The following is a 22,058-nucleotide window of genomic DNA, read 5'->3' as shown; positions in this document are numbered from 1 at the left end:
GCTGAATTCCACAAAAGCGGCTCCTTTGAGCCGTTTTTATGGAATTGTGCGGCTGTGCCGCACGAATAAACCGCAAAGCGGTTTATTCAGTAGACATTAATATAGTCCCAGAATGTACCGGAACGCCAGCCGGCCCAGCCGGCTGCGGCTCTGGTCCGCCGCGTCCGCGGCCTGCTCCGTCAGGGTGCGGGCGGTCTCCCGCTCCGGCTCCGTCAGTACGTGGGCGCTGAAGGCCGCCTTCTTGGCCAGGGCCTCCAGGGCCGGGTCCACGGCGCCGCCGGTACGGGCGGCCACCTTCTCCATGTAGAGGTACATCTCAATCACCGCCCGGTTGAAGTCGGCCTGGCCGAACTTCCGGGCCCTGCTCCGGGCCGCCAGACGGCGGCGGAGCACCAGTCCCGCCGCAGCCAGCGCCAGCACAGCCGGAATGGCCAGCAGCCACAGCCAGGGGCTGAGGGGCTCCCGCTCCGGCTCCTCCGGCCGCTCTGCTTCCTGGGTGGGCCGGGGCGCCTGGCTGTGAGTGGGGGCGGGGGTGGGCCCGGCTGTCTGGGTCTCAGAGGGCTCCGGGGTCTCCTCCGGCTCCCGCTCCCAGGCAAAGGTGCCGTCATAGCCCGGCGTCACCTCCACCGGCTGCCAGCCGTACCCTGCCAGATAGACCTCCACCCAGGCGTGGGCGTTGTAGTCGGGCACGTCCACCCACTCCCCCGCCGCCGTGTCCGCCACGTAGCCGGACACATACCGGGCGGGAATTCCCATGCTCCGCAGCATCAGGGTGGCGGTGGTGGCGAAGTGCATGCAGTAGCCCCGGCCCTCGTCCAGAAAGTGGGTGACAAAGTCCGTCCCCTCCGGGGCGGCGGGGGTATCCGGATCGTAGACCGCGATGGAGGCCAGGTACCCGCCCACATGCCGGGCCAGCAGCAGCCGATAGGGCGTGCCCGGCTCCGCGGAGACGGCCTGTCCGTCCCACGTCTCCATGTTCTCCACCAGCGCTGTTATCTCCTCCCTTAGCTCGTCGGGGAGCTGGAGGTAGTTCTCATAGACGAAATACCGGTAGTTCTGCTCCATCTGGGCCGCATCCCCTGTGAGCCGGGCCCGGAGGGGGCTGGCCGTCTCCCGGGCGTAGAGGATGTGGGTCCACACGCCGGTGCCACGGGCCAGATAGGCGTCCCCCACGAACTCCGCGCCGGTCATCCGGTCGGGGGTGGTGCTCAGCTGGTAGGGGGTGTACACGAACCGGTCGGCCGCCCCCACGTTCTCCACCTCGATGCGGACAGAATCCGCATTGGCGTCCGCCATGGCGGGGAAGTTGATGGGTTGATAGGCCCCGATGCCGTCTATCGGCACTTCCGTGCCGCTCTTCAGGGAGGAGATGGCCGCCGTATCGGGCACGGTAAAGGTCCAGCCCTCCCGCATCTGCTGGTACACCTCGTCGGACAGCTGCTCCCAGCCGCCGCCGGTGTAGACGGCGGAGGAGAAGCCCCGCAGGTAGATGTGTCCCGTGGTTTGACTGCGCACCCGGAGGGCCGTATCCCCGTCAAAGCCCAGGGGCCCCACCCGGCTCAGGTCAATCTGGTCGGAGCCGGAGGCCAGGCCCAGATCCGCCCCGGCGCTGGCCGCGCCCCGTCCCACCGCCGCCAGACGGTCGATGATCTCCAGCCGGGCCTCCGCCGCCCAGCCGGTCTGCTCGTAGTCCTCCCGGGGCAGTACCGCCCCCAGCCCTGTCAGCAGCAGTACGCACAGGGGCAGCACCATGAGCACGGTCTTGGCGCTGCCGGACAGGTCGGTCTTATTGGTCTGCCGCACCAGCAGGCCCACGCCCCAGAACAAAAGCAGCATCAGCAGGGGCACCCAGCCCGGGGTCACAGTCACAGACAGGGGCAGCGCCAGCAGCGGGAAGGTACCCCAAAAGGTGAGCCAGAAGGACCGCATCCGCTGCCACAGCCACCCGATCCAGAAGGCCACAGCCACGGCCAGCAGAAGGAACAGGGCGGTGATGGCCGCCGCCTCGTCCCCCAGGGTGGTCTCCCCGGTCAAAACGGTAATGTCCAGGGTCACGCTGCTGCCCAGGGCCCAGGCGAAGGTGTTCACCACCTGCCGGGCCAGCACCAGGCCGCCCAGCGTCAGCAGATCCAGCCAGCGCCAGGCCGTCACCGCCACTGCGGCGGCGCAGCCCAGGTAGAGGGCCGCTCTCGCCCAGTACCACGGCAGGGCGAACACCGCCGTAAAAAGGGGCGCGCACACCAGGCAGGCGGCAGTAATGGTCTGGTAATCCACCGGCAGGTGGAAGGCGGTGATGAGGCAGAACAGCGTGCCGTACAGGCCCAGGAAGAGCATCAGGCAGTCGGAGAGCGCCACCGCTGTGCGGCGGGTGAGGGTGAGGTTCTCGTTCATCGGGCTCCCTCCTCTCCCCCGCTGTCCTCCGCTGTAATGTGGAGGCTGCGGACCAGGCTGCCGCCGCTGTTTCCGTTCCGCCCGCCCGCTGAGGTGTGCCCGCCGGCGGGGGCGGGCGTGGAGAAGATCTCCCACTGGCAGGCGCGCAGCTCGGTCAGGCTGGATATCTTCCGCTCCCTGACCCGCCCGGCCCCCTCCTCCAGCCAGCGGACGGCGTGGGGCCGCTCCCGCTCGATGAGGGCCCGGGACACCGCGTCCAGCCGGTCCTGAATCCGGTCCAGCTCCTCCGGCGTGCCGAAGTGGTCAAAGCTGAGGACAATGACGGCCTTCTGAGGCTCCAGGGTCTCCCGCACCACCAGGGAGTCCACCTTGGTGGACAGCTTCCAGTGGACCGAGCGGAGGGGGTCTCCCGCCCGGTAGGGCCGCAGGTCGTAGTCCTCGCCGGGGCCGCCGCCGGGGCGGGGGCGCATGACCTGGTTCTTCTCCGCCCCCAGCAGCGCCGGCACCGGCTCGGGGGGCAGGTCCAGGGGGAGCACAGCCAGCTCAGCCGCCGGAGGGAGGGGCCGCCGGAGGGCGAACAGCCCCAGCAGATCGCACACCCTCACCCGGAGCGCCCGGCATCTCACCATGCCGCAGTGGCCGGTGGGGAGGCTCTCCCGCCGGACAGCCCCCAGAGACGCCCCGGACAGCCTGACCCGGGTCCGGCCGGACTGGCCGTTCATGGCGTTGTCCCACCCTAGGTCCGCCGTCAGCCGCCCCACCGGCAGGCGGCTGCGGCTGACAACGGTGAGCTGGGCCTCCGCCGTCTCGTTCCGGCGCACCGCCCGGGCGGACACTGCCAGCTCCACGGTGCACCCCAGCATCCCCGGCAGGCTGACCAGCAGGGAGAACAGGGGAAATACCAGCGTGAGCACTAAAATATAGAAGGAGAAATAGCCGTTAAAGCAGATGAAAAAGAGTACCGCCGCCCCCAGCGCCAGCAGATACCCCACACGGCACCGGGCCATTACCGCACCCTGGGCGGCGCCACCGCCCGCAGCACGTCCTCCAGCGGGTCGTTCTCCCCGGCCCTGGGGGAGAGGATGAGCCGGTGGGCCACCGTGTCTTTGAACACCAGCGTCACGTCCTCAGGCAGCACATAGTCCCGGTTCTGGACAAAGGCGGCGGCCTTGGCCATGGCGGACAGGGCCAGAGAGGCCCGGGGGCTGGCCCCCTGCTCAATCATGGGGTGGACCCGGGTGGCCCCCGTCAGGGACACCACATACTCCAGCACCTGGTCGGACAGGTGGACGGCGTCCACCTGCCGCTGGAGGTCCAGCAGGCCGCCGTGGTCCACCACCCGCTCCACGCTGTCCAGGGGGTTGCCCCCCTGCCTGCGGCGGAGCATCTCCTTCTCCGCCTCGGGGGCGGGGTAGCCGATGGACAGCCGTACCATGAACCGGTCCATCTGGGAGTCGGGCAGCAGCTGGGTGCCCGCGGCCCCCGCCGGGTTCTGGGTGGCAATGACGATAAAGGGCCGGGGCACCGGGTGGGACATGCCGTCCACCGTCACCTGCCCCTCCTCCATGGCCTCCAGCAGGGCGGACTGGGTGCGGCTGGTGGCCCGGTTAAGCTCGTCGGCCAGGAACAGATTGCACAGCGCCGCGCCGGGCTGGTACTCCATCTTCCCTGTCTCCTTATTATAAAGGGAGAAGCCGGTGATGTCCGACGGCATCACGTCGGGGGTAAACTGCACCCGGTTATAGTCCAGGGACAGCGCCCGGGAGAAGGCCAGGGCCATGGTGGTCTTGCCCACGCCGGGGATATCCTCCAGCAGGATGTGCCCCCGGGCCAGAATGGCCAGCAGAGCACGGGCAAGCACCTCGTCCTTGCCAACCACCGCTTTTTTCACTTCCTGCAAAATACGTACTGCCTGGTTCATGGTTTTTCTCCTCATTTCCTCCCACTGTGTGGAATCCTGTCTTGAGATTATTTTAGGGGCATTTTCTATTTATGTCAACGCGGAAACGCCGGCGTATCCCCCCTGCCGTCCATTTTCTCTGTGATGATATCGCATTAAAGTGAAAAAATGTTGCAGCTGGCCGGCCTTTTCCGCCGCCCTGCCTCCTTCCGTCCATTTTGCCCCCCTCTTCCCCATGAAAAAACACGGAAAGCCCTTGCAATGGAGGACATTCCGTGGTATACTGCGTATGATAGTAGAGGTAGTATGGTGAGAGTGGGGCTTTGCTCCGCTCTTTATTATTGAAAAAAACCGGTTTGGTTTTTTCTTACATCTTGTACCGAAGGAGGCCCCTATATGGCGAAAGTCACCGAGCTGGTCCGGGCGCTGGCCCAGCCTATCGCGGCGGAAAACGGCTGCGGCATCTGGGATGTGGAGTATGTGCGGGAGGCGGGCACCTGGTTTCTCCGGGTCTATCTGGACAAGGAGGGCGGCGTGACCATCGACGACTGCGAGGCCGTGTCCCGGCCCCTGTCCGACGCCCTGGACGAGGCCGACCCCATCGAGGGCAGCTACACGCTGGAGGTCTCCTCCGCAGGCATTGACCGGGTCCTCCGGCACCCGGAGCACTTCGACGCCTTCCTGGGCGCCGAGGTGGAGGTCCGCCTCTACCGCCCCGTGGAGGGCCGGAAGGACCATGTGGGCCTTCTGAGAGGCTATGAAGACGGCGATGTGACGGTAGAGCTCCCCACGGGAGCCGTGACCTTCCCCAAGAAGGACGTGGCCCAGGTGCGGCTGTACGTCCGTGTTTGATTCCCGCCGGGAATCCGTAATGGTATAAGGAGTTTGATGAAGGATTATGGCTAAGAGAAATGCAAAGGCTCAGAAGAGCAACGAGCTGGACGGCAAGGAGTTCTTCGCCGCCATCGGCATGATCGAGCAGGAGAAGGGCATCCCCAAGAGCTACATGCTGGAGAAGATCACCCAGGCCCTGATCAGCGCCTACAAGCGGGACCACGAGGGCGCCGGGGACAACATTGTGGTGGACGCCAACGAGGAGAAGGGCGAGGTCCGCATGTTCGTCAAGAAGGACGTGGTGGAGACCGTCGACAACCCCTTCACCGAGATCAGCCTGGCCGACGCCCGGATGCGCCTGCCCCACATCCAGCTGGGCGACGTGGTGCGCGTGGAGGTCAAGACCAAGGATTTCGGCCGCATCGCCGCCCAGACCGCCCGCCAGGTCATCATCCAGGGTATGCGGGAGGCCGAGCGGGGCATGATCTATGATGAGTTCAGCTCCAAGGAGCACGAGCTGCTCACCGGCGTGGTCACCCGCATCGATCCACGCACCGGCTCCGCCAGCCTGCGCATCGGCTCGGGCAACGAGGCCACCGACGCCTTCCTGGCCGCCGGCGAGCAGGTCCGGGGCGAGACCTTCCGCGAGGGCGACCGGCTGAAGGTGTACGTGGTGGAGGTCCGCCGCTCCACCAAGGGCCCCCAGGTGCTTATCTCCCGCACCCACCCCGGCCTGGTCAAGCGCCTGTTCGAGCTGGAGGTGCCCGAGATCTACGACGGCACCGTGGAGGTCAAGTCCATTGCCCGGGAGGCGGGCAGCCGCACCAAGCTGGCCGTCTGGTCCGCCGACCCCAATGTGGACCCCATCGGCGCCTGCGTGGGTCCCCGGGGCCAGCGGGTGAACAACATTGTGGAGGAGCTCAAGGGCGAGAAGGTGGACATCATCAAGTACTCCGACGACCCCGCCGAGTACGTGGCCGCCGCCCTCTCCCCCGCCGACGTCATCAGCGTCACCACCCTGGACGACGGCAAGAGCTGCCGGGTGGTGGTGCCCGACGACCAGCTGTCCCTGGCCATCGGCAAGGAGGGCCAGAACGCCCGCCTGGCCGCCAAGCTCACCGGCTTCAAGATCGACATCAAGCCCTCCTCCAACCCCGGCGGCGGCGAGGACGAGGAGACCGGCGAGGTCCTGGCGGACGACGCGTCCGCTCAGGCTGCTGAGCCCGCCGAGGCCGGCGACGAGCCCCTGGACGTGTAATTTGACTCTCTGATTTTTCCCGTGGAAAGGGGGCGCTTGTCCCATGCCCAAAAAAATTCCCCTGCGCCAGTGCCTGGGCTGCCGGGAGATGAAGCCCAAGAAGGAGCTGATCCGGGTGGTCCGCTCCCCCGAGGGCGAGGTCTCCCTGGACTTCAAGGGCAAAAAGCCCGGCCGGGGCGCTTATGTCTGCCCCAGCCCAGAGTGCCTGAAAAAGGCCCGGAAGGCCAGGGCGCTGGAGCGCGCCTTCTCCGCCCCCCTGCCCGACGAGGTCTGGGAGGCCCTGGAGGCGCAGATGAAGGAGGCCCCCGATGTCTAACGCCATTCTCTCCCTGATCGGCCTGTGCAAGAAGGCCGGGCGGCTGGAGGTGGGCGAGGAGCCGGTGGGCGCGGCCGCCCGCGCCCGCCACGCCAGGCTGCTGCTGGTGGCCAGCGACGCCGCCGCCAACACCCGCCGCCGCTGCGCCCATTTTGCCGAGGCGGGCGCCGTGCCCTGGGCGGAGCTGCCCTTCACCAAGGAGGAGCTGGGCGGTACCGTGGGCCGCAGCTCCTGCGCCCTGGCAGCCGTCACGGATATCGGCTTCGCCTCCTCCCTGGCCGCCAAGCTCTCCGCGCTGAATCCGGAGCGGTACGGCGACCTGGCCGCCGCTCTGGATGTCAAGGCCCAGAAGGCCCTCCAGCGGCAGAAGGAGCAGCGGCAGCACGAGAAAAATCTCCGGGAGGGCAAGCGCAAGCCCTGGGCCCCGCCTCCCGGGGAGAAGAAGACGGGCAGCGGCTCCCACAAGGCGCCTGTGCGGGTTTCTCCCCCTCCCCCGGGCCGGCCCAAGGCCCCCAGAGGCAAGATCACCATCAAGTTCCGGCCCGGCCGGGACCCCAAGCCCAGGACATGAACAGGGCTTTCCCGCCGCCGCGGCGGTTTTCCATAGAGAACGTATCCGTTTCGAGCAGAGAGCTTGTTCCAATAAGAAAGCGCAGGAGCGCCCTGCCTGCGTTTTCCTATTGGTGCAGGCTCCACAATGGAGGTGGCTCATTTGCTGAACAAATACCGTGTGCACGAGGTCGCAAAGGACTTCAAAATGAACTCCAAGGATATCGCCGATATCCTCACCAAGTACGCGACCACGCCCAAAAACCATATGCAGGTGCTGGAGGACAGAGAGCTGTCCATCATCTTTGAGTATCTGACCCAGCACAACCAGGTGGACAGCATCGAGAGCATTTATGCCGATGTGTACCACGAGCCCAAGAAGGCGGAGGCCCCCAAGGCCGCGCCCGCCCAGCAGGCTCAGCCCCAGCAGGGCGGCAAGCCCGGCAAGGAGGCCCCCAAGGCCCAGTCCCAGCAGCAGGGCCAGCGGCCCGCGCCCCAGCAGAACCAGAATCAGCCCCAGCAGCAGCGGCCGCAGCAGCAGCCCCAGGGCGATCGCCGTCCCACGACCCGGGTCCCCGAGAAGAAGGTGGTGGACACCCGCAAGAGCGGCAACGTAAACCTGGATAAATACGACGAGCGCCTGGAGTCCTTTACCTCCGAGCGCCAGCAGCAGGGCGGCGGCAAGCAGAAGTTCCAGGGCCGCAACCAGCGCCGGAACAACAGCTTCCAGGGCAGCAAGCGCCGGGCCGAGGAGCAGGAGAAGATGCGCCGGCTCCAGGCGGAGATCGCCAAGAAGCACCCCACCGTGGTCAAGATCCCCGACGAGATCGGCGTGGGCGAGCTGGCCAGCCGGATGAAAAAGACCGGCGCCGAGGTGGTCAAGTGCCTGATCAAGAACGGCGTCATGGCCTCCCTGAGCGACATCATCGACTTTGACACCGCCGCCATCATCGCCGAGGAGATGGGCTGCAAGGTGGAGAAGGAAGTCATCGTCACCATCGAGGAGAAGCTCATCGATACCGCCGAGGACAAGGAAGAGGATCTGGTGCCCCGCGCCCCCGTGGTTGTGGTCATGGGCCACGTGGACCACGGCAAGACCTCCCTGCTGGACTATATCCGCAACTCCCATGTGGCGGCCGGCGAGGCCGGCGGCATCACCCAGCACATCGGCGCCTATCAGGTGGACGTCCAGGGCAAGCCCATCACCTTCCTGGACACCCCCGGCCACGAGGCCTTCACCGCCATGCGTGCCCGCGGCGCCATGATCACCGACGTGGCCATCCTGGTGGTGGCCGCTGACGACGGCATCATGCCCCAGACCGTGGAGTCCATCAACCACGCCAAGGCCGCCGGCATCCCCATCATTGTGGCCATCAACAAGATGGATAAGCCCACCGCCAACCCCGATCGCATCAAGGAACAGCTCACCAACTACGAGCTGGTGCCCGAGGAGTGGGGCGGCGAGACCATCATCTGCCCCATCTCCGCCAAGACCGGCGAGGGCATCGACAACCTGCTGGACATGGTCATCCTGACCGCCGAGATGCAGGAGCTGAAGGCCAACCCCAACCGCTCCGCCCACGGCGCGGTCATCGAGGCCCGGCTGGACAGGGGCCGCGGCCCTGTGGCCACCCTCCTGGTGCAGAACGGCACCCTGAAGCAGGGCGACATCATCATTGCCGGCACCGCCGTGGGCCGTGTCCGCGCCATGACCAACGCCCGGGGCGAGAAGCTCACCCAGGCCGGCCCCTCCGTGCCCGTTGAGATCATCGGCATGAGCGAGGTGCCCGGCGCCGGCGACGATTTCCACGCCGTGGCCGACGAGCGCATGGCCCGGGAGCTGGTGGAGCAGCGCAAGCACGACCAGAAGATGGCCGCTTCCGGCGGCGTGAAGCAGAAGGTCAGCCTGGACGACCTGTTCAGCCAGATCCAGCAGGGCGAGATCAAGGACCTGAACGTCATCGTCAAGGCCGACGTCCAGGGCTCCGCCGAGGCGGTGAAATCCTCCCTGGAGAAGCTCTCCAACGAGGAGGTCCGGGTGCGGGTCATCCACTGCGCCGTGGGCGCCATCAGCGAGAGCGACGTCATGCTGGCCACCACCTCCAACGCCATTATCGTGGGCTTCAACGTCCGCCCCGACAACAACGCCAAGGACACGGCCGCCCGCAACAAGGTGGACATGCGGATGTACCGCGTCATCTACGACTGCATCGAGGAGATCCAGACCGCCATGAAGGGCATGCTGGCCCCCAAGTTCAAGGAAGTCTTCCTGGGTCAGGCCGAGGTCCGCGAGGTGTTCCGTATCACCGGCGTGGGCATGGTGGCCGGCTGCTACGTCACCAACGGCAAGATGCAGCGCGGCGCTCAGATGCGTCTCCTGCGGGACAATATCGTCATCTACGACGGCTCCATCGCCTCCCTCCAGCGCTTCAAGGACAGCGTGAAGGAGGTCGCCCAGGGCTACGAGTGCGGCATCACCTTTGAGAAGTTCCAGGACATCAAGCAGGGCGATGTCATCGAAGCCTTTATCATGGAGCAGATTGAAGTGTAATCCTCTATCCCCGATTTTACAGACCCCAAAAGCAGGGCGGGCGTTTTCGCCCGTCCTGCTTTGCTTATGAACAGGAGGTCCCATGAGCTGCGTGTATCTTCTGGCCGCTTCCCACCCCCTGCCCCTCTATGATTCCGGCCTCCGACGCCTCCGTACCGTGAAGGCCGGAATCACAGTCGCCACGGTGGAGGAGGACGGGTTTTCCGTCATGGAGCACAGCTATTACCGCCATGCGGTGGACGACCTGGGCCTGGACATGCAGCCCTGCCGGTACGAGCTGAACCTGGCTCCCACCGAGGAGGACGCCGCGCTGCTGCGGGCCTATCTGGAGCAAGCCTGCGCCCATGGGGAGACCGTGGAGCTGTGGCATCTGTGGGTGGGCGGCGAGGCACACCGGGTGCGCCGCTTCTCCGGCCCTCTGTCCGCCCTGGAGCGGGACACGCTGGAGCAGCTGGCGGAGCATCCCCAGGCCTGTCTGACCATTACAATATAGCGCGGAGGTCGTGTCTTAACATCCCTCCGCCCACTTATCTGAAAGGAGATCCGATTATGGCGAGCAATCGAATCGGACGCATCAACGAAGAAATCCAGCGGGAGCTCTCCGGCCTCATCCGCACAGTGAAGGACCCCAGAGTCCACGGGCTGGTCTCCATCACCGCGGTGGACACCACCACTGACCTGCGGTACGCCAAGGTCCACGTCAGCGTGCTGGACAAGAGCGACGTCAATGAGGTGGTCAAGGGCCTCAAGTCCGCCGCCGGCTACCTCCGCCGGGAGTTGGGCGCCGCCCTCTCCCTGCGGTACACCCCGGAGCTCATCTTTGAGAAGGACGACTCCATGGCCCAGGGCGCCCACATTCTAAGCATGCTGCGGGACCCCGAGGTGGTCAAGCCCGCCAATCCCGCCAACGCCCACATCAATCTGGACAGCGAGGAGTGAAGCCCCATGACCTATACCGAAGCCGCTGAGCTGCTGCGGCGTCAGGACAACATTCTTATCCTTACCCACCGCCGCCCCGATGGGGACACCATCGGCTGCGCCGTGGGCCTGTGCGCCGCCCTGCGGGAGCTGGGCAAAACCGCCTGGCTCCTGCCCAACGCCGACGCCACCGCCCTCTTTACCCCATATCTGGAGGGCTATCTGGCCCCCGACGGCTTCTCCCCCGCCTTTGTGGTCAGCGTGGACATAGCGGGCCGGGGCCTGTTCCCCGAAAACGCCCGCTGCTGGCTGGAAAAGGGGGTGGATCTGGCCGTCGACCACCACGGCTCCAACGAGGGCTTCGGCAAGGAGAACTGCGTGGACCCGGGCCGGGCCGCCTGCGGCGAGCTTATCTACGACATCATCCGCCAGTGGGGCCCCGTCTCCCCCGCCGCCGCCCTGCCCCTGTACCTGGCTGTGTCCACAGACACGGGCTGCTTTGTCTACAGTAACACCACCCCCGACACCCACCGGGTGGCCGCCGCCCTGATGGACGTCGGCATCGACTACCGGCGCGTCAACAAGCGGCACTTCCGCACCAAGAGCTTCAAGCGCCTGCGGCTGGAGAGCATGATCACCCAGGATATGGAGCTCTTTGACAACGGCGCCATTGCCATCGCCGCCGTCAGCCTGGACATGATGAAGGCCCTGGACGCCCGGGAGGAGGACGCCGAGGACATCGCCGCCTTCGCCGGACAGGTGGAGGGAGTGGAGACCGCCGTCACCATCCGGGAGCTGCGGCCCGGAGAATGCAAGCTCTCCGTCCGCACCGCCGCCGGGCTCAATGCCTCGGCGGTGTGCGCCCTGCTGGGGGGCGGCGGCCACGCCGCCGCCGCCGGGTGCTCGGTGGCGGGCTCGGTGGCCGACGCCAAGGCCGCTATTCTGGCCGCTATCCGCCAGATTCAGCAGAGCTGAGGAGACGGTCATGGCAAACGGAATTATCGTCATCGACAAGCCCTCCGGCTGGACCAGTATGGATGTGTGCGCCAAAATCCGGGGCGTGCTCCACGAGCGCCGGGTGGGCCATGCAGGAACCCTGGACCCCATGGCCACCGGGGTCCTGCCCGTCTTTGTGGGCCGGGCCACCCGGGCGGTGGAGTTCGCCGCCGAGGGGGGCAAGGAGTACGTGGCCGGGCTGCGGCTGGGGGTTGTGACCAACACCCAGGACACCTCCGGCACGGTGCTGGAGGAGCGGCCTGTGGCCGCTGACCGGGCCGCCCTTGAGGCCGCCCTGGCCCCCTTCCGGGGGGACATCCTCCAGATCCCCCCCATGTACTCCGCCATCAAGCGGGACGGCAAGAAGCTCTACGAGCTGGCCCGGAAGGGCCAGGAGGTGGAGCGGGAGCCCCGCCCCGTGACCATCTACGGCCTGGAGGTGGTGGAGCAGGCCGGTCCCGCCGACTATCTGCTGCGGGTCCGGTGCTCCAAGGGCACCTATGTCCGCACCCTCTGCCACGACATCGGCCAGGCCCTGGGCTGCGGCGGGTGCATGTACTCCCTCCGCCGTACCGAGGCGGCAGGGTTCTCCCTGAACCAGGCCGTGACGCTGGACGCCCTGCTCTCCGCGGAGGACCCCCAGCGCCTGCTGCTGCCGGTGGACGCCTACTTCTCCCGCCATCCCGCCCTGACCCTCCCCCCTGCCGGAGAGAAAAAGGTGCGCAACGGCACTGCGGTGTCCCTGCCCCGGGCGGCCGACGGCCAGTACCGGGTCTACGGTGAGAGCGGCGCCTTTCTGGCCCTGGGCCAGGTGAAAAACGGCCGTCTCACCACCATCAAGAGCTTTTTCGAGGTGTAAGCAATGGAGCAGAAGAAACGGGTCATCGCTCTGGGCTTTTTTGACGGCGTACACCGGGGCCACGGCGCCCTGCTGAGCCGGGTGGCCCAGGCTGCCCGGGAATTGGGCGCGACCCCCGCCGCCGTCACCTTTGACACCCACCCGGAAAACCTGATTCTGGGCAGTCCCATGCCCCTCATCAGTTCCCCCCTGGACCGGGCCGAGCTGATGCGCCGGTATTACGGCATCCAGGAGGTCATTATCGCCCACTTTGACGACCGGATGATGCACATGCCCTGGCGGGACTTTGTCACCGAGTTCCTTATCCGGGAGAACGGCGCCATCCATCTGGTGGCGGGCCACGACTTCCACTTCGGCTACAAGGGCGAGGGCAATCCGGAGCGGTTGAAGGCCGTGTGCGCCGAGATGGGCATTGGATGCGACATTATCCCAAAGGTGGAGCTGGACGGCATCACCATCTCCTCCACCTACATCCGCACCCTGCTGGCCCAGGGAGAGATGGAGCGGGCCAACTACTTTCTGGGCCACCCCCACACCCTGACCGACACGGTGGCCCACGGGAAGAAGCTGGGCACCACCCTGGGCTTTCCCACGGTGAACCTCCGCTTCGCCCCCGGCGTACTGGTGCCTGCCCGGGGTGTGTATGCCACCCGGGTATGCTTTGAAAACGGCAACAGCCGCCCGGCGGTAACCAATATCGGCGTCCGCCCCACAGTGGACGACCACGGCGCTGTCAATGTGGAGGGCTTTATCCTGGATTTTGACGGGGACCTGTACGGCCAGACCATCCGGATGGAGTTCTACCACTATCTCCGCGGAGAGCGGAAGTTCCCCAGCCTGGAGGCCCTGCGGGATGAGGTCATGCGCAACGCCGGGCAGACCCGGGCATACTTTGCCGCCCATCCCTGGTAAACTGCATAAAAACTGACGCGCGTCCGTCTGCTGTACAGACGGACGCGCTTCTTTTTTGTCACTGGACCTGGAACATGTTGGTCATGTCCATGGTGATGTCCGTGGTATAGGGATTGAGGTAGGTGTTGATAATCTCCAGAGACTCCTCCGGGTAGTACTGCCAGCACCAGTTCCAGCCTTTGTAGCTCACCTCGCCGTTGCCGGGGAAGATGGTGGTGGTGACGTTGCCGTCCATATCCACATAGATGGCCCGGGTGGCAAAGAACACCAGGTCGCTGGCCGACATGTTGGTCTTTACATTCTCTCCCACAATCCCGGCAAACTCTGTGATCTTGGGGATGCTGTTCCAGGAGATCAGCTTCCGCGCAATGGCTACCATCAGCTCCCGCTGGGTCTGCTCCCGGTTGGTGCCGCTGCCGGCGTACACGTCATAGACGTTGTCGGGATAGGTGCCCGGTCCGTCGGAGTTCTTGCGGCAGCGGGCAATCTCCAGCACCTGCTGGCCGGTGAGTCCGTAGTGCATGCCCTTGTCGTAGTGGATGTGGAGGTTCTGGTCGTCGGCGTCGTAGTTCATATCCACCGGGACATAGAAATCCACGCCGCCCACCGCGTCCACAATCTCCACAAAGGCCTTCAGGTCCACCGTCACATAGAAGTCGATGGGGATGCCCAGCATGTCGGCCACCACGGCCCGCAGCTCCTCAATGCCGCCGTAGGAGTAAGCGGAATTGATTTTGTAGTACCTGTGGCTGCCGTACTTGCCGTTGACCAGGGTGTCCCGGGGGATGGATACCAGCGCCACCTTCTGGTTGGGTACGTCGTAGGACGCCACCATGATAGTATCCGAGTTGCCGCTGACCTGGTCGCTGGCGGCCAGGAGGAAGGTATAGAACTGCTCCTTCCGCTCCAGCGTCTGCTGACTGGGCGAGGCCGTGCTCTCGTCAACATCCGGCGTATCCGGGTTGTCGGTGGGGTTTTCCGACGCGCTTGCGGTGGGCGCCGGCGGCTGCTCCACCGTGGGTGCGGGGACAAGAATCTGGAACAGCGCGTAGGTGGTCACAATGATCGCGGAGAGCACCACGACTGTGGCGTAAAGGGTGCGCAGCGCCCTGCCCAGAGGTGAGCCCCTCCGTTTCTTCTTTTTCTTCCGTGCTCCCGCCATGGGGTATCATCACTCCCGTTTTCTTGTGCGTTATGTCAACAATCGATATTATATCGGATCAGACGGGCGGGAGCAAGGAAAAGTTGCGGAACTTCACATTATTTTAAGGTCCACTGTCACAGCTTGGCCAGCAGCGCCGCCGTCAGGGCGTTGACCGCCCCCAGCAAATCCACCAGCAGCTGATTCTGGCTCACCGACAGCTCCACCAGCTGCTCCAGCAGGGCCTGTTCCTCTCCCCGCCCGCAGCAGCCGCCCGGTGTACGGGTGATCATGGTATTGGGATTGATGTATCGGTTCATGGGCATATTCTCCAGGCGCTCCATGGTCCGCTCGCTCCGGGCGGAGGAGCGCCCGGAGCCCCGGCACTGGGCCCGGTACCTGCATTCTGCCATCTGCATTACCTCCATTTCTCTGCCCCCATTCTATGCGTCCTCCTCCCTTCCTGCGCCGAAAGGTGCTTGACTTTTCCCTAAAAACACGGTATTCTGAAAACTGTATCAAATGAGACAGTTTTTGGAGGTGGCGTATATGGCAGAGCTGGACCGGTCCGAGCTGGCCCTGCTGGCCAGTACGCCGCTCTTCCAGGGACTGCCCGAAACCCTGGTTCTCCGGGCGGCCGCCGACCGGCGTTCCACCCTGGCAGAGGCTGCCCGCGGGGAGACCATCTACACCCCCCATGCCTTCTCCCGCAGCCTGGGGGCGGTGCTCTCCGGCAAGGTGGAGGTGCGCAAGGGGGAGCTGATTGTCAGCGTGCTGGAGCCGGGAGACCTGTTCGGCGCGGCCGCCCTCTTCAACGACCGCACGGACTACGCCGCTCAGCTCACCGCCCGCACCCCCTGCCGCCTGCTGCTCCTGCCCCAGGAGCTGGTGGAGGAGCTGATGGCCGCCTCTCCCGCTCTGGCCCGGCAGTACATCCGCTACCTCTCCGGCCGCATCCGCTTTCTGGAGCAGAAGATCAACAGCCTGGTGGCCGGAACGGCGGAGGAGCGGCTCTCCTGCTTCCTCCGCGCCCAGGCCCGGGACGATCTGGTCCCCCTGGGCTGCTCCCTCACCGGTCTGGCCGGACGGCTCAACGTGAGCCGTGCCTCCCTGTACCGTGCCCTGGATGCCCTGGAGGACCGGGGCGCCATCCAGCGGGAGGGGAAGGCCATCCGGGTGCTCAGACCGGAGCTGCTGGAACCAACACTGTGAACCATCCTATTTCAATCAGAAAGGACAGGAATCCCATGAAGAAGAAATGTCTCGCACTGACCCTGGCGCTGGCCCTTGTGCTGGCCCTGGCGGGCTGTGGGCCCCAGAATCCCCAGACCTCCGGCTCTCCCTCCCCTTCCGTCTCTCCCTCGCCCACTGAGAGCGTGGAGCCCTCCTCCACTCCCTCCCCCGAGGTGACCCCCACTGATGAGCCCACCGGCGACCGGCCCCAGGTGTCCCTGGCCGTCCTCAGCGGCCCCACCGGCATGGGCGCGGCCAAGCTTCTCTCCGACAACGACGCCGGCACCACCGCCCTGGACTATGACGTGACCATCGCCGCCAGCCCTGACGAGATCACCGGCAAGATCATCAACGGCGACCTGACCATCGCCGCCATCTCCACCAACCTGGCCGCCACCCTCTACAACAAGGACGCCGGCATCAAGATGGTGGCCCTCAACACTCTGGGTGTGCTCTACATTCTGGAGAACGGCGAGAGCGTCCAGTCCATGGCCGACCTGGCCGGCAAGACCCTCTACGCCCCCGCCAACACCAAGGGCTCCAACCCGGAGTACGTGCTCAACTACCTGCTGGAGCAGAATGGCCTCACGCCCGGTGAGGACGTGACCATCGAGTGGGCTCCCGCCGAGGAGATCACCACCGGCATGGCCGACGGCTCCATGAGCCTGTGCATGCTGCCCGTGCCCGCCGCCACCAGCGTGCTGATGCAGAATAAGTCCACCCGCCAGGCCCTGGACCTGACCGAGGAGTGGGACAAGGTGACCACCGACAACAGCGTGCTCACTATGGGCTGCCTGGTGGTCCAGGCCGACTGGGCCGAGGAGAACCCCGACCTGCTGAACACCTTCCTGGAGGAGTACGCCGCCTCCATCGACTACGTGACCAGCAACCCGGACGCCGCCGCTGAGCTTATCACCCAGTACGGCATCACCCCCAAGGCCGCCATCGCCAAGGCCGCCATCCCCCAGGCCAACATGGTGTGCATCACCGGCAAGGACATGATGGAGGGCATCCAGGGCTACTTCGATGTGCTGTGGCAGGCCGATCCCACCTCGATCGGAGGGTATATCCCCGATGACGCGTTCTATTACATCCCCTGACAATCAAAAAACGCCCGGCCGCTCCGTGGGCCGGGATATCCTGCGGGCTGTCATACCCCCTGCCTTCTGGCTGGGGGTGTGGCAGCTTGCCGCTATGTGGGTGGGCCGGAAGGCCATTTCCGCCGCCTGGGCGGCCGGAGACGGCGCTGCACTGGTCAAGGCTGTCATAGAGGGCAAGGCCCTCCTCCTCCCCGGGCCTCTGCTGGTGCTGCGCACTTTGGCAGAGCTGGCGATCACCCCCCTGCTGTGGCAGAGCGCAGCATTGTCCCTGGTGCGGATCTTCTCCGGCTTCCTGGGGGGCGCTGTGCTGGGCGGCCTGCTGGCCGCCGCCTGCGCCGCCTTCCGTCCCGCCCGGCTGCTGCTGACCCCCGCTGTGGGCGTCATCCGGGCCACCCCGGTGGCCTCCTTTATTATCCTGCTTCTGCTGTGGGTGACCACAGGGCTGGTGCCCGCCGTGTGCGCCGGGCTGATGGTGCTGCCGGTGGTGTGGGGCAACGTGTACAAGGGCATCGTCCAAACCGACCCGCTGCTGCTGGAGGGGGCAAAAACCTGGCGCTTTGGCCGTCTGAAAACCCTGCGGCTGGTGTACCTGCCCTCGGTGCTGCCCTACTTCGCCAGCAGCTGCTCCACCGCACTGGGCCTGGCCTGGAAGGCAGGCGTGGCCGCTGAGGTGCTCTGCGTTCCCAAGCTGGCCATCGGCTCCCAGGTGTACTACTCCAAGCTCTACCTGGAGACTCCCTCCCTCTTCGCCTGGACCATCACGGTGCTGGCCCTCAGCTTCCTGCTGGACAAAATGTTCGGAACCCTGTTCCGCCGTATGGAGAGGGGGCGGGGCGCATGAAGGAGCTGCGCATCACCGGCGCCACCGTCCGCTTTGGGGATAAGACGGTGCTGGACAACTTCTCCCTCACCCTGCCTCTGGAGGGCATCACCGCCCTGTCGGCTCCCTCCGGGTCCGGCAAAACCACCCTCATGCGGGTCATCGCCGGACTCCAGTCCGGGGAATCGGGCACTGTGGACGGCCCCGCGCCCCGGGACATCGCCGTACTCTTTCAGGAGGACCGGCTCCTGCCCTGGCGCACCGTGGAGGAGCACATCACCGACCTGCTGCCCCCCAGACGCCGCCAGGAGGCGGAGCGCTGGCTGGCGCTGGCCGAGCTGACCGGAGAGGAGAATTCCTTTCCCTCCGCCCTGTCGGGCGGCATGTGCCGCCGTCTTGCCCTGGCCCGCACCCTGGCTCTGGGTGGAGAACTCTATCTGCTGGATGAGCCCTTCAACGGGGTGGACCCGCCCCGGATTGGCCGGATGCTCTCCCGCATCCGGGAGCTGGGGGTGCCCGTCCTGCTGGCCAGCCACGACCGGGAGGTGCTGGACTTGGCCGACCGGGTCATTGTGCTGGACGGCCCTCCCCTGCGGGTGGTCCCGTAATACGAAAAACCGCCCCTGTCAGCGTCAGGCTGACAGGGGCGGTTCGTTTTCTTACCGGTGGTAGAGCTTGTTGGTCTCGTACTGGGGCTCGCAGGTCAGGTGCATGCCCAGCTTGCTGTAGGTCACGCTGTCCGCCGGGGAGAGGATGACGCTGGAGTGGGCGTCGCAGCCCCGGAGGGCAGAGAGCTGCTCCAGTGCGGCAGCGGCCAGGGGGTCGGCAGCGGCGGAGATAGCCAGGGCGATGAGCACCTCGTCGCTGTGGAGCCGGGGGTTGGTGGATCCCAGGTGCTTGACCTTGACGGTCTGGATGGGCATGATGGCCTCGGGGGAGATAAGGTGCTTCTCATGCTCAATGCCCGCCAGGCGCTTGAGGGCGTTGAGCAGAGTGGCGGAGGAGGCGCCCATCAGGCCGGTGGTCTTGCCGGTGACCACCTCGCCGTCGGGCAGCTCGATGGCGGCGGCGGGGTTGCCGGTCTCCTCGGCCACCTGGAGGGCAGCGTCGATGACCGGACGGATGGCGGGGGTGATCTTGGCCTGCTGCATGATCAGCTCCAGCTTGTACACCGTCTCGTCCCCGTTCTGGTTCTGCTTGCGGTCACAGAGGGCGGCGTAGTACCGGCGGACAATCTCCTGACGGGCGGCGTCCTGGACAGCTTCGTCGTCAAAGATGCAGTTGCCCGCCATATTCACGCCCATGTCGGTGGGGGACTTATAGGGGCACTCGCCGGTGATCTTCTCAAACATGGCGGACAGGACGGGGAAAATCTCCACGTCCCGGTTGTAGTTCACCGTGGTCTCGCCGTAGGCGGACAGGTGGAAGGGGTCGATCATGTTCACGTCGCCCAGGTCGGCGGTGGCGGCCTCGTAGGCCAGGTTCACCGGGTGCTGGAGGGGCAGGTTCCAGATGGGGAAGGTCTCGAACTTGGCGTAGCCCGCCTTGACGCCCCGCTTGTACTCGTGGTAGAGCTGGCTCAGGCACACAGCCATCTTGCCGCTGCCGGGACCGGGGGCGGTGACCACCACCAGGGGACGGGTGGTCTCGATATAGTCGTTCTTGCCGTAGCCGTCGTCGCTGACGATGAGGCCGATGTTGTGGGGGTAGCCGGCGATGGGATAGTGGAGGTAGACCTTGACGCCCAGGCTCTCCAGCCGGGCGCGGAAGGCGTCGGCGGCGGCCTGGCCGGCGTACTGGGTGACCACCACGCTGCCCACCATCAGGCCCTCGCCCCGGAAGGCGTCAATGAGACGGAGCACGTCCACATCGTAGGTGATGCCCAGGTCACCCCGGACCTTGTTCTTCTCGATGTCGCTGGCGCAGATGGCGATGACAATCTCGGCGGACTCCCGCAGCTCCTTGAGCATGCGGATCTTGCTGTCCGGCTCAAAGCCGGGCAGCACCCGGGAGGCGTGGTAGTCGTCAAAGAGCTTGCCGCCGAACTCCAGGTACAGCTTGTTGCCGAACTGGCCGATCCGTTCCCGGATGTGGGTGGACTGCATTTCCAGGTACTTCTTGTTGTCAAATCCGATCTTCTTCATCGTCCCGGCCCGGCGCGCCGCCGCGCCGCGCCCTCCCATCCTCTCTGTTACATCTAAATTCACATGTACGCTTTCCGTTCAGAATACATAACTAAATTAGTATATCACATCTCATTCCAAAGAACAACGCAGCTTCCCTTCCCGCATCTCAATTTGTCAGAACGCCCAATGGAGCCGCCGGATTTTGTGCGCCTTTCGGATACCGGTGCCGCCCTTTATCCCAGATAAATCCAAAACAGGAGCTCTGAGCCGCCGCTCAGAGCTCCTGCCGTTCTGTCACTGTGCCTCCGCGATGATGACCCGGATGCGGCCGCCCTGGTCCTGGGCCTTGTCGTACCAGCCGGTCAGGTCGTAGCCTCCGCCGGATACCCGGCTCAGGTCGGAGAGGTAGTAGGTATTGTCCCGGTACTCGTAGACCGCCACGCTGTCGGAGATGGTCCAGGCCTGGGTGCCCGCCATGGCGGTCTTGCCGTCCACAGCGGTCAGCTCCGCGCCGGTCAGGTTGTAGATCCGCTCCACCGCTTTGCCGTCCGTCCGCACCTGGCAGGGACCCTCCTCCAGGTTCCAGATGGCGGTCTGGCTGGTAGACACGCCGGGCACGCCGGCGATGTCATAGACATAGCTGCTCATGAGCACCATGCCAAAGGACTGCTCGGTCACGTCGGTGAGGACGCCGTACTGGTGGAGATCGCCGGTGACGTCGTTGAGGATCAGCCGGTCGATCTCCCCCCGGGTGTTGGTGGAGTACCAGCGCACCATGCCGCTGGTCAGGTTCACCCCGGCCAGACGGCTGGGGTAGACCCGGAGGGCCTGGGTGTCGCCATAGGTGTCCAGAATCTCCGCCCCGGCCGCCAGAGGATTGCTGCCGATGGCCGTCCCGTCGGCGCTCACCCTGCCGGTGAGGGAGGCGGAGCTGAGGCGGCTGACCTCCGTGCCGCCGGTGACCTGAACCAGGTCGCCGGGGTCAAGCATGCTGTCCGCGTTGTCACAGCGGTAGCTGTACGTGCCGCCGTCGGTGGCGGTGAGGGTGATGGTGTCGGCGGTGTAGCTGCGGCCGTTCTCATCCTGATAGGCGGCGGTGCCGATGGCGGTCACCACGCCGCAGACCGTGCCGCCGCTCTCGCCGGGGATTCGGACGGCGGCCACGCCGCCGGAGCGGCCCAGCAGCAGCGTCACGTTGTCCCCCACCCGGAAGGACCCCAGGTCGGACAGGTCGTAGGCCGCCGAAGCGGTCTCAATGGCATAGGTCTGGCCGCCCACTGTTACGGCGGTGGGGTTGGCCGTGGTGCTGATCTGCTGGATGGCGCCGGTGGCCTTGCCCGACCAGGCCCAGACGGTGTGCATGGGCTTGGAGTAGTACACCACGTCCAGGGTCTGAATGTCCGCGGGCTGGGCCGCCTTGCCGTCCCGGTACACCGCGGCGGTGGTCAGGGAGAAGGGCACAGAGGCCTGCCAGTCCCCCTCCGCCACCACAGGCCCCTCCATGGCGGAGTTGATCAGGGCCACCCGGTCAATCTCGCCGGAGGCGGTCAGGCTGTGCCCCAGGGTGGTCAGATAGATCTGCCCGGTCTTGGTGGGCGCGGTGAGCAGATTGTAGAACAGCCACAGGGCGTCCTGCCGGGTCATGGGGTCGTTCTTACCGGCGGTAACCCCCCGGTCCAGATTCAGGGCCTGGTACTTGGCCATCTGGCCCGAGCCCCAGGCACCGGAGAAGTCCTCGTTGGTGTACCCCAGCAGGGAGAGCACCATGGACACCCCCTCCACCAGCTGGATCTGGCTGTCGGGGCGGAAGGTACCGTCCAGATAGCCCCGGACCATGCCCTTTTCCTGGGCCACCTGGATATAGGGGGCCGCCCAGCTGGTTCTGGGCACGTCAGGGTAGGGGGAGATGCTGGCGGCAGGACCCACGCTGCCGGCGTAGGCCGATGCGGCCACGGTCAGCTTGGTGAACTCCGCCCGGGTGACGGGCCGGTCCAGGTGGAGGTCGCCGTTTTCATCGCCGGTCATAATGTCCAGGGCGGAGAGCACCTGGGCGGCCTCGTCCACCGTGACCTGGGCCTGGGCGGCAAAGGCGGGCGCGGCCAGCCCCAGCACAAGGGCGGCGGCCAGCAGCGCGGAAAAGATCCGTTTCTTCAT

General features: G+C 65.8%; 21 protein-coding genes. 14 read left to right on the top strand and 7 right to left on the bottom strand.

Going from position 1 to position 22,058, the window contains the following annotated elements:
• Positions 1–96: 96 nt before the first annotated feature.
• The 3 genes from QZY67_RS01465 to QZY67_RS01455 are packed head-to-tail and all read right to left on the bottom strand — an operon-like array spanning position 97 to position 4,312.
• Complete coding sequence (locus tag QZY67_RS01465; RefSeq protein WP_295368207.1) at positions 97–2,391, bottom strand: transglutaminase domain-containing protein; 2,295 nt, start codon at positions 2,389–2,391, stop codon at positions 97–99.
• Positions 2,388–3,398: a DUF58 domain-containing protein gene (locus QZY67_RS01460; RefSeq protein WP_295368206.1), complete on the bottom strand. Its 1,011-nt coding sequence runs from the start codon at positions 3,396–3,398 to the stop codon at positions 2,388–2,390. Before QZY67_RS01460 ends, QZY67_RS01465 begins: the two co-directional genes overlap by 4 nt.
• The gene (locus tag QZY67_RS01455) at positions 3,398–4,312 is read right to left on the bottom strand and encodes a MoxR family ATPase (RefSeq protein ID WP_295368205.1); all 915 of its coding nucleotides are present in this window, start codon (positions 4,310–4,312) and stop codon (positions 3,398–3,400) included. The genes QZY67_RS01460 and QZY67_RS01455 overlap by 1 nt, the downstream gene beginning before the upstream one ends.
• 375 nt (positions 4,313–4,687) lie before the next feature.
• On the opposite strand from QZY67_RS01455, the gene rimP reads away from it, so the two are divergent.
• From rimP to ribF, 10 genes are all read left to right on the top strand, one after another.
• A complete protein-coding gene (gene rimP, locus QZY67_RS01450; RefSeq protein ID WP_294532659.1) occupies positions 4,688–5,143 on the top strand; it encodes a ribosome maturation factor RimP in 456 nt (151 codons plus the stop codon).
• Between the two features lie 46 nt (positions 5,144–5,189).
• Positions 5,190–6,383, top strand: a complete 1,194-nt coding sequence (gene nusA / locus QZY67_RS01445) for a transcription termination factor NusA (RefSeq protein WP_295368204.1) — start codon at positions 5,190–5,192, stop codon at positions 6,381–6,383.
• Between the two features lie 43 nt (positions 6,384–6,426).
• Positions 6,427–6,699, top strand: coding sequence for a YlxR family protein (locus tag QZY67_RS01440; RefSeq protein ID WP_294532664.1), 273 nt, complete (start codon positions 6,427–6,429; stop codon positions 6,697–6,699).
• Positions 6,692–7,270: a 50S ribosomal protein L7 gene (locus QZY67_RS01435; protein WP_295368203.1), complete on the top strand. Its 579-nt coding sequence runs from the start codon at positions 6,692–6,694 to the stop codon at positions 7,268–7,270. The genes QZY67_RS01440 and QZY67_RS01435 overlap by 8 nt, the downstream gene beginning before the upstream one ends.
• Positions 7,271–7,396: 126 nt before the next feature.
• On the top strand, positions 7,397–9,799 hold the full coding sequence (gene infB, locus QZY67_RS01430) for a translation initiation factor IF-2 (protein ID WP_295368202.1): 2,403 nt from the start codon (positions 7,397–7,399) through the stop codon (positions 9,797–9,799).
• A gap of 82 nt (positions 9,800–9,881) precedes the next feature.
• A complete protein-coding gene (locus QZY67_RS01425; RefSeq protein ID WP_295368201.1) occupies positions 9,882–10,292 on the top strand; it encodes a hypothetical protein in 411 nt (136 codons plus the stop codon).
• A 56-nt stretch (positions 10,293–10,348) separates the two neighbouring features.
• Positions 10,349–10,738 carry a 30S ribosome-binding factor RbfA gene (rbfA, locus tag QZY67_RS01420; RefSeq protein WP_295368200.1) on the top strand — a complete coding sequence of 130 codons (390 nt, stop codon included), beginning with the start codon at positions 10,349–10,351 and terminating at the stop codon, positions 10,736–10,738.
• A gap of 6 nt (positions 10,739–10,744) precedes the next feature.
• Entirely contained in the window at positions 10,745–11,692 is a 948-nt protein-coding gene (locus QZY67_RS01415; RefSeq protein WP_295368199.1) for a DHH family phosphoesterase, read from the top strand.
• A 10-nt stretch (positions 11,693–11,702) separates the two neighbouring features.
• Positions 11,703–12,572, top strand: coding sequence for a tRNA pseudouridine(55) synthase TruB (gene truB, locus QZY67_RS01410; RefSeq protein WP_295368198.1), 870 nt, complete (start codon positions 11,703–11,705; stop codon positions 12,570–12,572).
• Positions 12,573–12,575: 3 nt separating this feature from the next.
• Positions 12,576–13,484 (top strand): riboflavin biosynthesis protein RibF, encoded by a 909-nt coding sequence (ribF, locus tag QZY67_RS01405; RefSeq protein ID WP_295368197.1) that lies wholly within the window; start codon positions 12,576–12,578, stop codon positions 13,482–13,484.
• Positions 13,485–13,542: 58 nt separating this feature from the next.
• On the opposite strand, the gene QZY67_RS01400 is transcribed toward ribF, so the two are convergent.
• Positions 13,543–14,646: an LCP family protein gene (locus tag QZY67_RS01400; protein WP_295368196.1), complete on the bottom strand. Its 1,104-nt coding sequence runs from the start codon at positions 14,644–14,646 to the stop codon at positions 13,543–13,545.
• 116 nt (positions 14,647–14,762) lie between these two features.
• Entirely contained in the window at positions 14,763–15,038 is a 276-nt protein-coding gene (locus tag QZY67_RS01395; protein ID WP_157196048.1) for a hypothetical protein, read from the bottom strand.
• Positions 15,039–15,174: 136 nt separating this feature from the next.
• Between QZY67_RS01395 and QZY67_RS01390 the strand changes: the two genes are divergently transcribed.
• The 4 genes from QZY67_RS01390 to QZY67_RS01375 are packed head-to-tail and all read left to right on the top strand — an operon-like array spanning position 15,175 to position 18,386.
• Positions 15,175–15,837 carry a Crp/Fnr family transcriptional regulator gene (locus QZY67_RS01390; protein WP_295368195.1) on the top strand — a complete coding sequence of 221 codons (663 nt, stop codon included), beginning with the start codon at positions 15,175–15,177 and terminating at the stop codon, positions 15,835–15,837.
• 35 nt (positions 15,838–15,872) lie between these two features.
• Positions 15,873–16,958: an ABC transporter substrate-binding protein gene (locus QZY67_RS01385; protein ID WP_295368194.1), complete on the top strand. Its 1,086-nt coding sequence runs from the start codon at positions 15,873–15,875 to the stop codon at positions 16,956–16,958.
• Complete coding sequence (locus QZY67_RS01380; RefSeq protein WP_295368193.1) at positions 16,933–17,799, top strand: ABC transporter permease subunit; 867 nt, start codon at positions 16,933–16,935, stop codon at positions 17,797–17,799. The genes QZY67_RS01385 and QZY67_RS01380 overlap by 26 nt, the downstream gene beginning before the upstream one ends.
• Positions 17,796–18,386, top strand: coding sequence for an ATP-binding cassette domain-containing protein (locus tag QZY67_RS01375; protein ID WP_295368192.1), 591 nt, complete (start codon positions 17,796–17,798; stop codon positions 18,384–18,386). Before QZY67_RS01380 ends, QZY67_RS01375 begins: the two co-directional genes overlap by 4 nt.
• 51 nt (positions 18,387–18,437) lie before the next feature.
• On the opposite strand, the gene QZY67_RS01370 is transcribed toward QZY67_RS01375, so the two are convergent.
• Both QZY67_RS01370 and QZY67_RS01365 read right to left on the bottom strand, forming a co-directional pair.
• On the bottom strand, positions 18,438–19,922 hold the full coding sequence (locus QZY67_RS01370) for a DUF1846 domain-containing protein (protein WP_295368191.1): 1,485 nt from the start codon (positions 19,920–19,922) through the stop codon (positions 18,438–18,440).
• A gap of 276 nt (positions 19,923–20,198) precedes the next feature.
• A complete protein-coding gene (locus QZY67_RS01365) occupies positions 20,199–22,058 on the bottom strand; it encodes an S-layer homology domain-containing protein (protein WP_295368190.1) in 1,860 nt (619 codons plus the stop codon).

The sequence above is a fragment of the uncultured Pseudoflavonifractor sp. genome, assembly GCA_904419835.1.
GTDB lineage: Bacteria > Bacillota > Clostridia > Oscillospirales > Oscillospiraceae > Pseudoflavonifractor.
This window is presented reverse-complemented; position numbering and strand designations above follow the sequence as displayed.

What these genes read in the sequence shown, in the direction of transcription:
- QZY67_RS01455 (WP_295368205.1), bottom strand. Translation starts at nt 4,312, where the DNA reads ATGAACCAGGCAGTACGTATTTTGCAGGAAGTGAAAAAAGCGGTGGTT.
- QZY67_RS01435 (WP_295368203.1), top strand. Translation starts at nt 6,692, where the DNA reads ATGTCTAACGCCATTCTCTCCCTGATCGGCCTGTGCAAGAAGGCCGGG.
- QZY67_RS01365 (WP_295368190.1), bottom strand. Translation starts at nt 22,058, where the DNA reads ATGAAGAAACGGATCTTTTCCGCGCTGCTGGCCGCCGCCCTTGTGCTG.
- QZY67_RS01465 (WP_295368207.1), bottom strand. Translation starts at nt 2,391, where the DNA reads ATGAACGAGAACCTCACCCTCACCCGCCGCACAGCGGTGGCGCTCTCC.
- rimP (WP_294532659.1), top strand. Translation starts at nt 4,688, where the DNA reads ATGGCGAAAGTCACCGAGCTGGTCCGGGCGCTGGCCCAGCCTATCGCG.
- QZY67_RS01395 (WP_157196048.1), bottom strand. Translation starts at nt 15,038, where the DNA reads ATGGCAGAATGCAGGTACCGGGCCCAGTGCCGGGGCTCCGGGCGCTCC.
- QZY67_RS01370 (WP_295368191.1), bottom strand. Translation starts at nt 19,922, where the DNA reads ATGAAGAAGATCGGATTTGACAACAAGAAGTACCTGGAAATGCAGTCC.
- QZY67_RS01400 (WP_295368196.1), bottom strand. Translation starts at nt 14,646, where the DNA reads ATGGCGGGAGCACGGAAGAAAAAGAAGAAACGGAGGGGCTCACCTCTG.
- QZY67_RS01375 (WP_295368192.1), top strand. Translation starts at nt 17,796, where the DNA reads ATGAAGGAGCTGCGCATCACCGGCGCCACCGTCCGCTTTGGGGATAAG.
- infB (WP_295368202.1), top strand. Translation starts at nt 7,397, where the DNA reads ATGGAGGTGGCTCATTTGCTGAACAAATACCGTGTGCACGAGGTCGCA.
- QZY67_RS01380 (WP_295368193.1), top strand. Translation starts at nt 16,933, where the DNA reads ATGACGCGTTCTATTACATCCCCTGACAATCAAAAAACGCCCGGCCGC.
- QZY67_RS01415 (WP_295368199.1), top strand. Translation starts at nt 10,745, where the DNA reads ATGACCTATACCGAAGCCGCTGAGCTGCTGCGGCGTCAGGACAACATT.
- rbfA (WP_295368200.1), top strand. Translation starts at nt 10,349, where the DNA reads ATGGCGAGCAATCGAATCGGACGCATCAACGAAGAAATCCAGCGGGAG.
- QZY67_RS01460 (WP_295368206.1), bottom strand. Translation starts at nt 3,398, where the DNA reads ATGGCCCGGTGCCGTGTGGGGTATCTGCTGGCGCTGGGGGCGGCGGTA.
- QZY67_RS01425 (WP_295368201.1), top strand. Translation starts at nt 9,882, where the DNA reads ATGAGCTGCGTGTATCTTCTGGCCGCTTCCCACCCCCTGCCCCTCTAT.
- ribF (WP_295368197.1), top strand. Translation starts at nt 12,576, where the DNA reads ATGGAGCAGAAGAAACGGGTCATCGCTCTGGGCTTTTTTGACGGCGTA.
- QZY67_RS01440 (WP_294532664.1), top strand. Translation starts at nt 6,427, where the DNA reads ATGCCCAAAAAAATTCCCCTGCGCCAGTGCCTGGGCTGCCGGGAGATG.
- nusA (WP_295368204.1), top strand. Translation starts at nt 5,190, where the DNA reads ATGGCTAAGAGAAATGCAAAGGCTCAGAAGAGCAACGAGCTGGACGGC.
- truB (WP_295368198.1), top strand. Translation starts at nt 11,703, where the DNA reads ATGGCAAACGGAATTATCGTCATCGACAAGCCCTCCGGCTGGACCAGT.
- QZY67_RS01390 (WP_295368195.1), top strand. Translation starts at nt 15,175, where the DNA reads ATGGCAGAGCTGGACCGGTCCGAGCTGGCCCTGCTGGCCAGTACGCCG.
- QZY67_RS01385 (WP_295368194.1), top strand. Translation starts at nt 15,873, where the DNA reads ATGAAGAAGAAATGTCTCGCACTGACCCTGGCGCTGGCCCTTGTGCTG.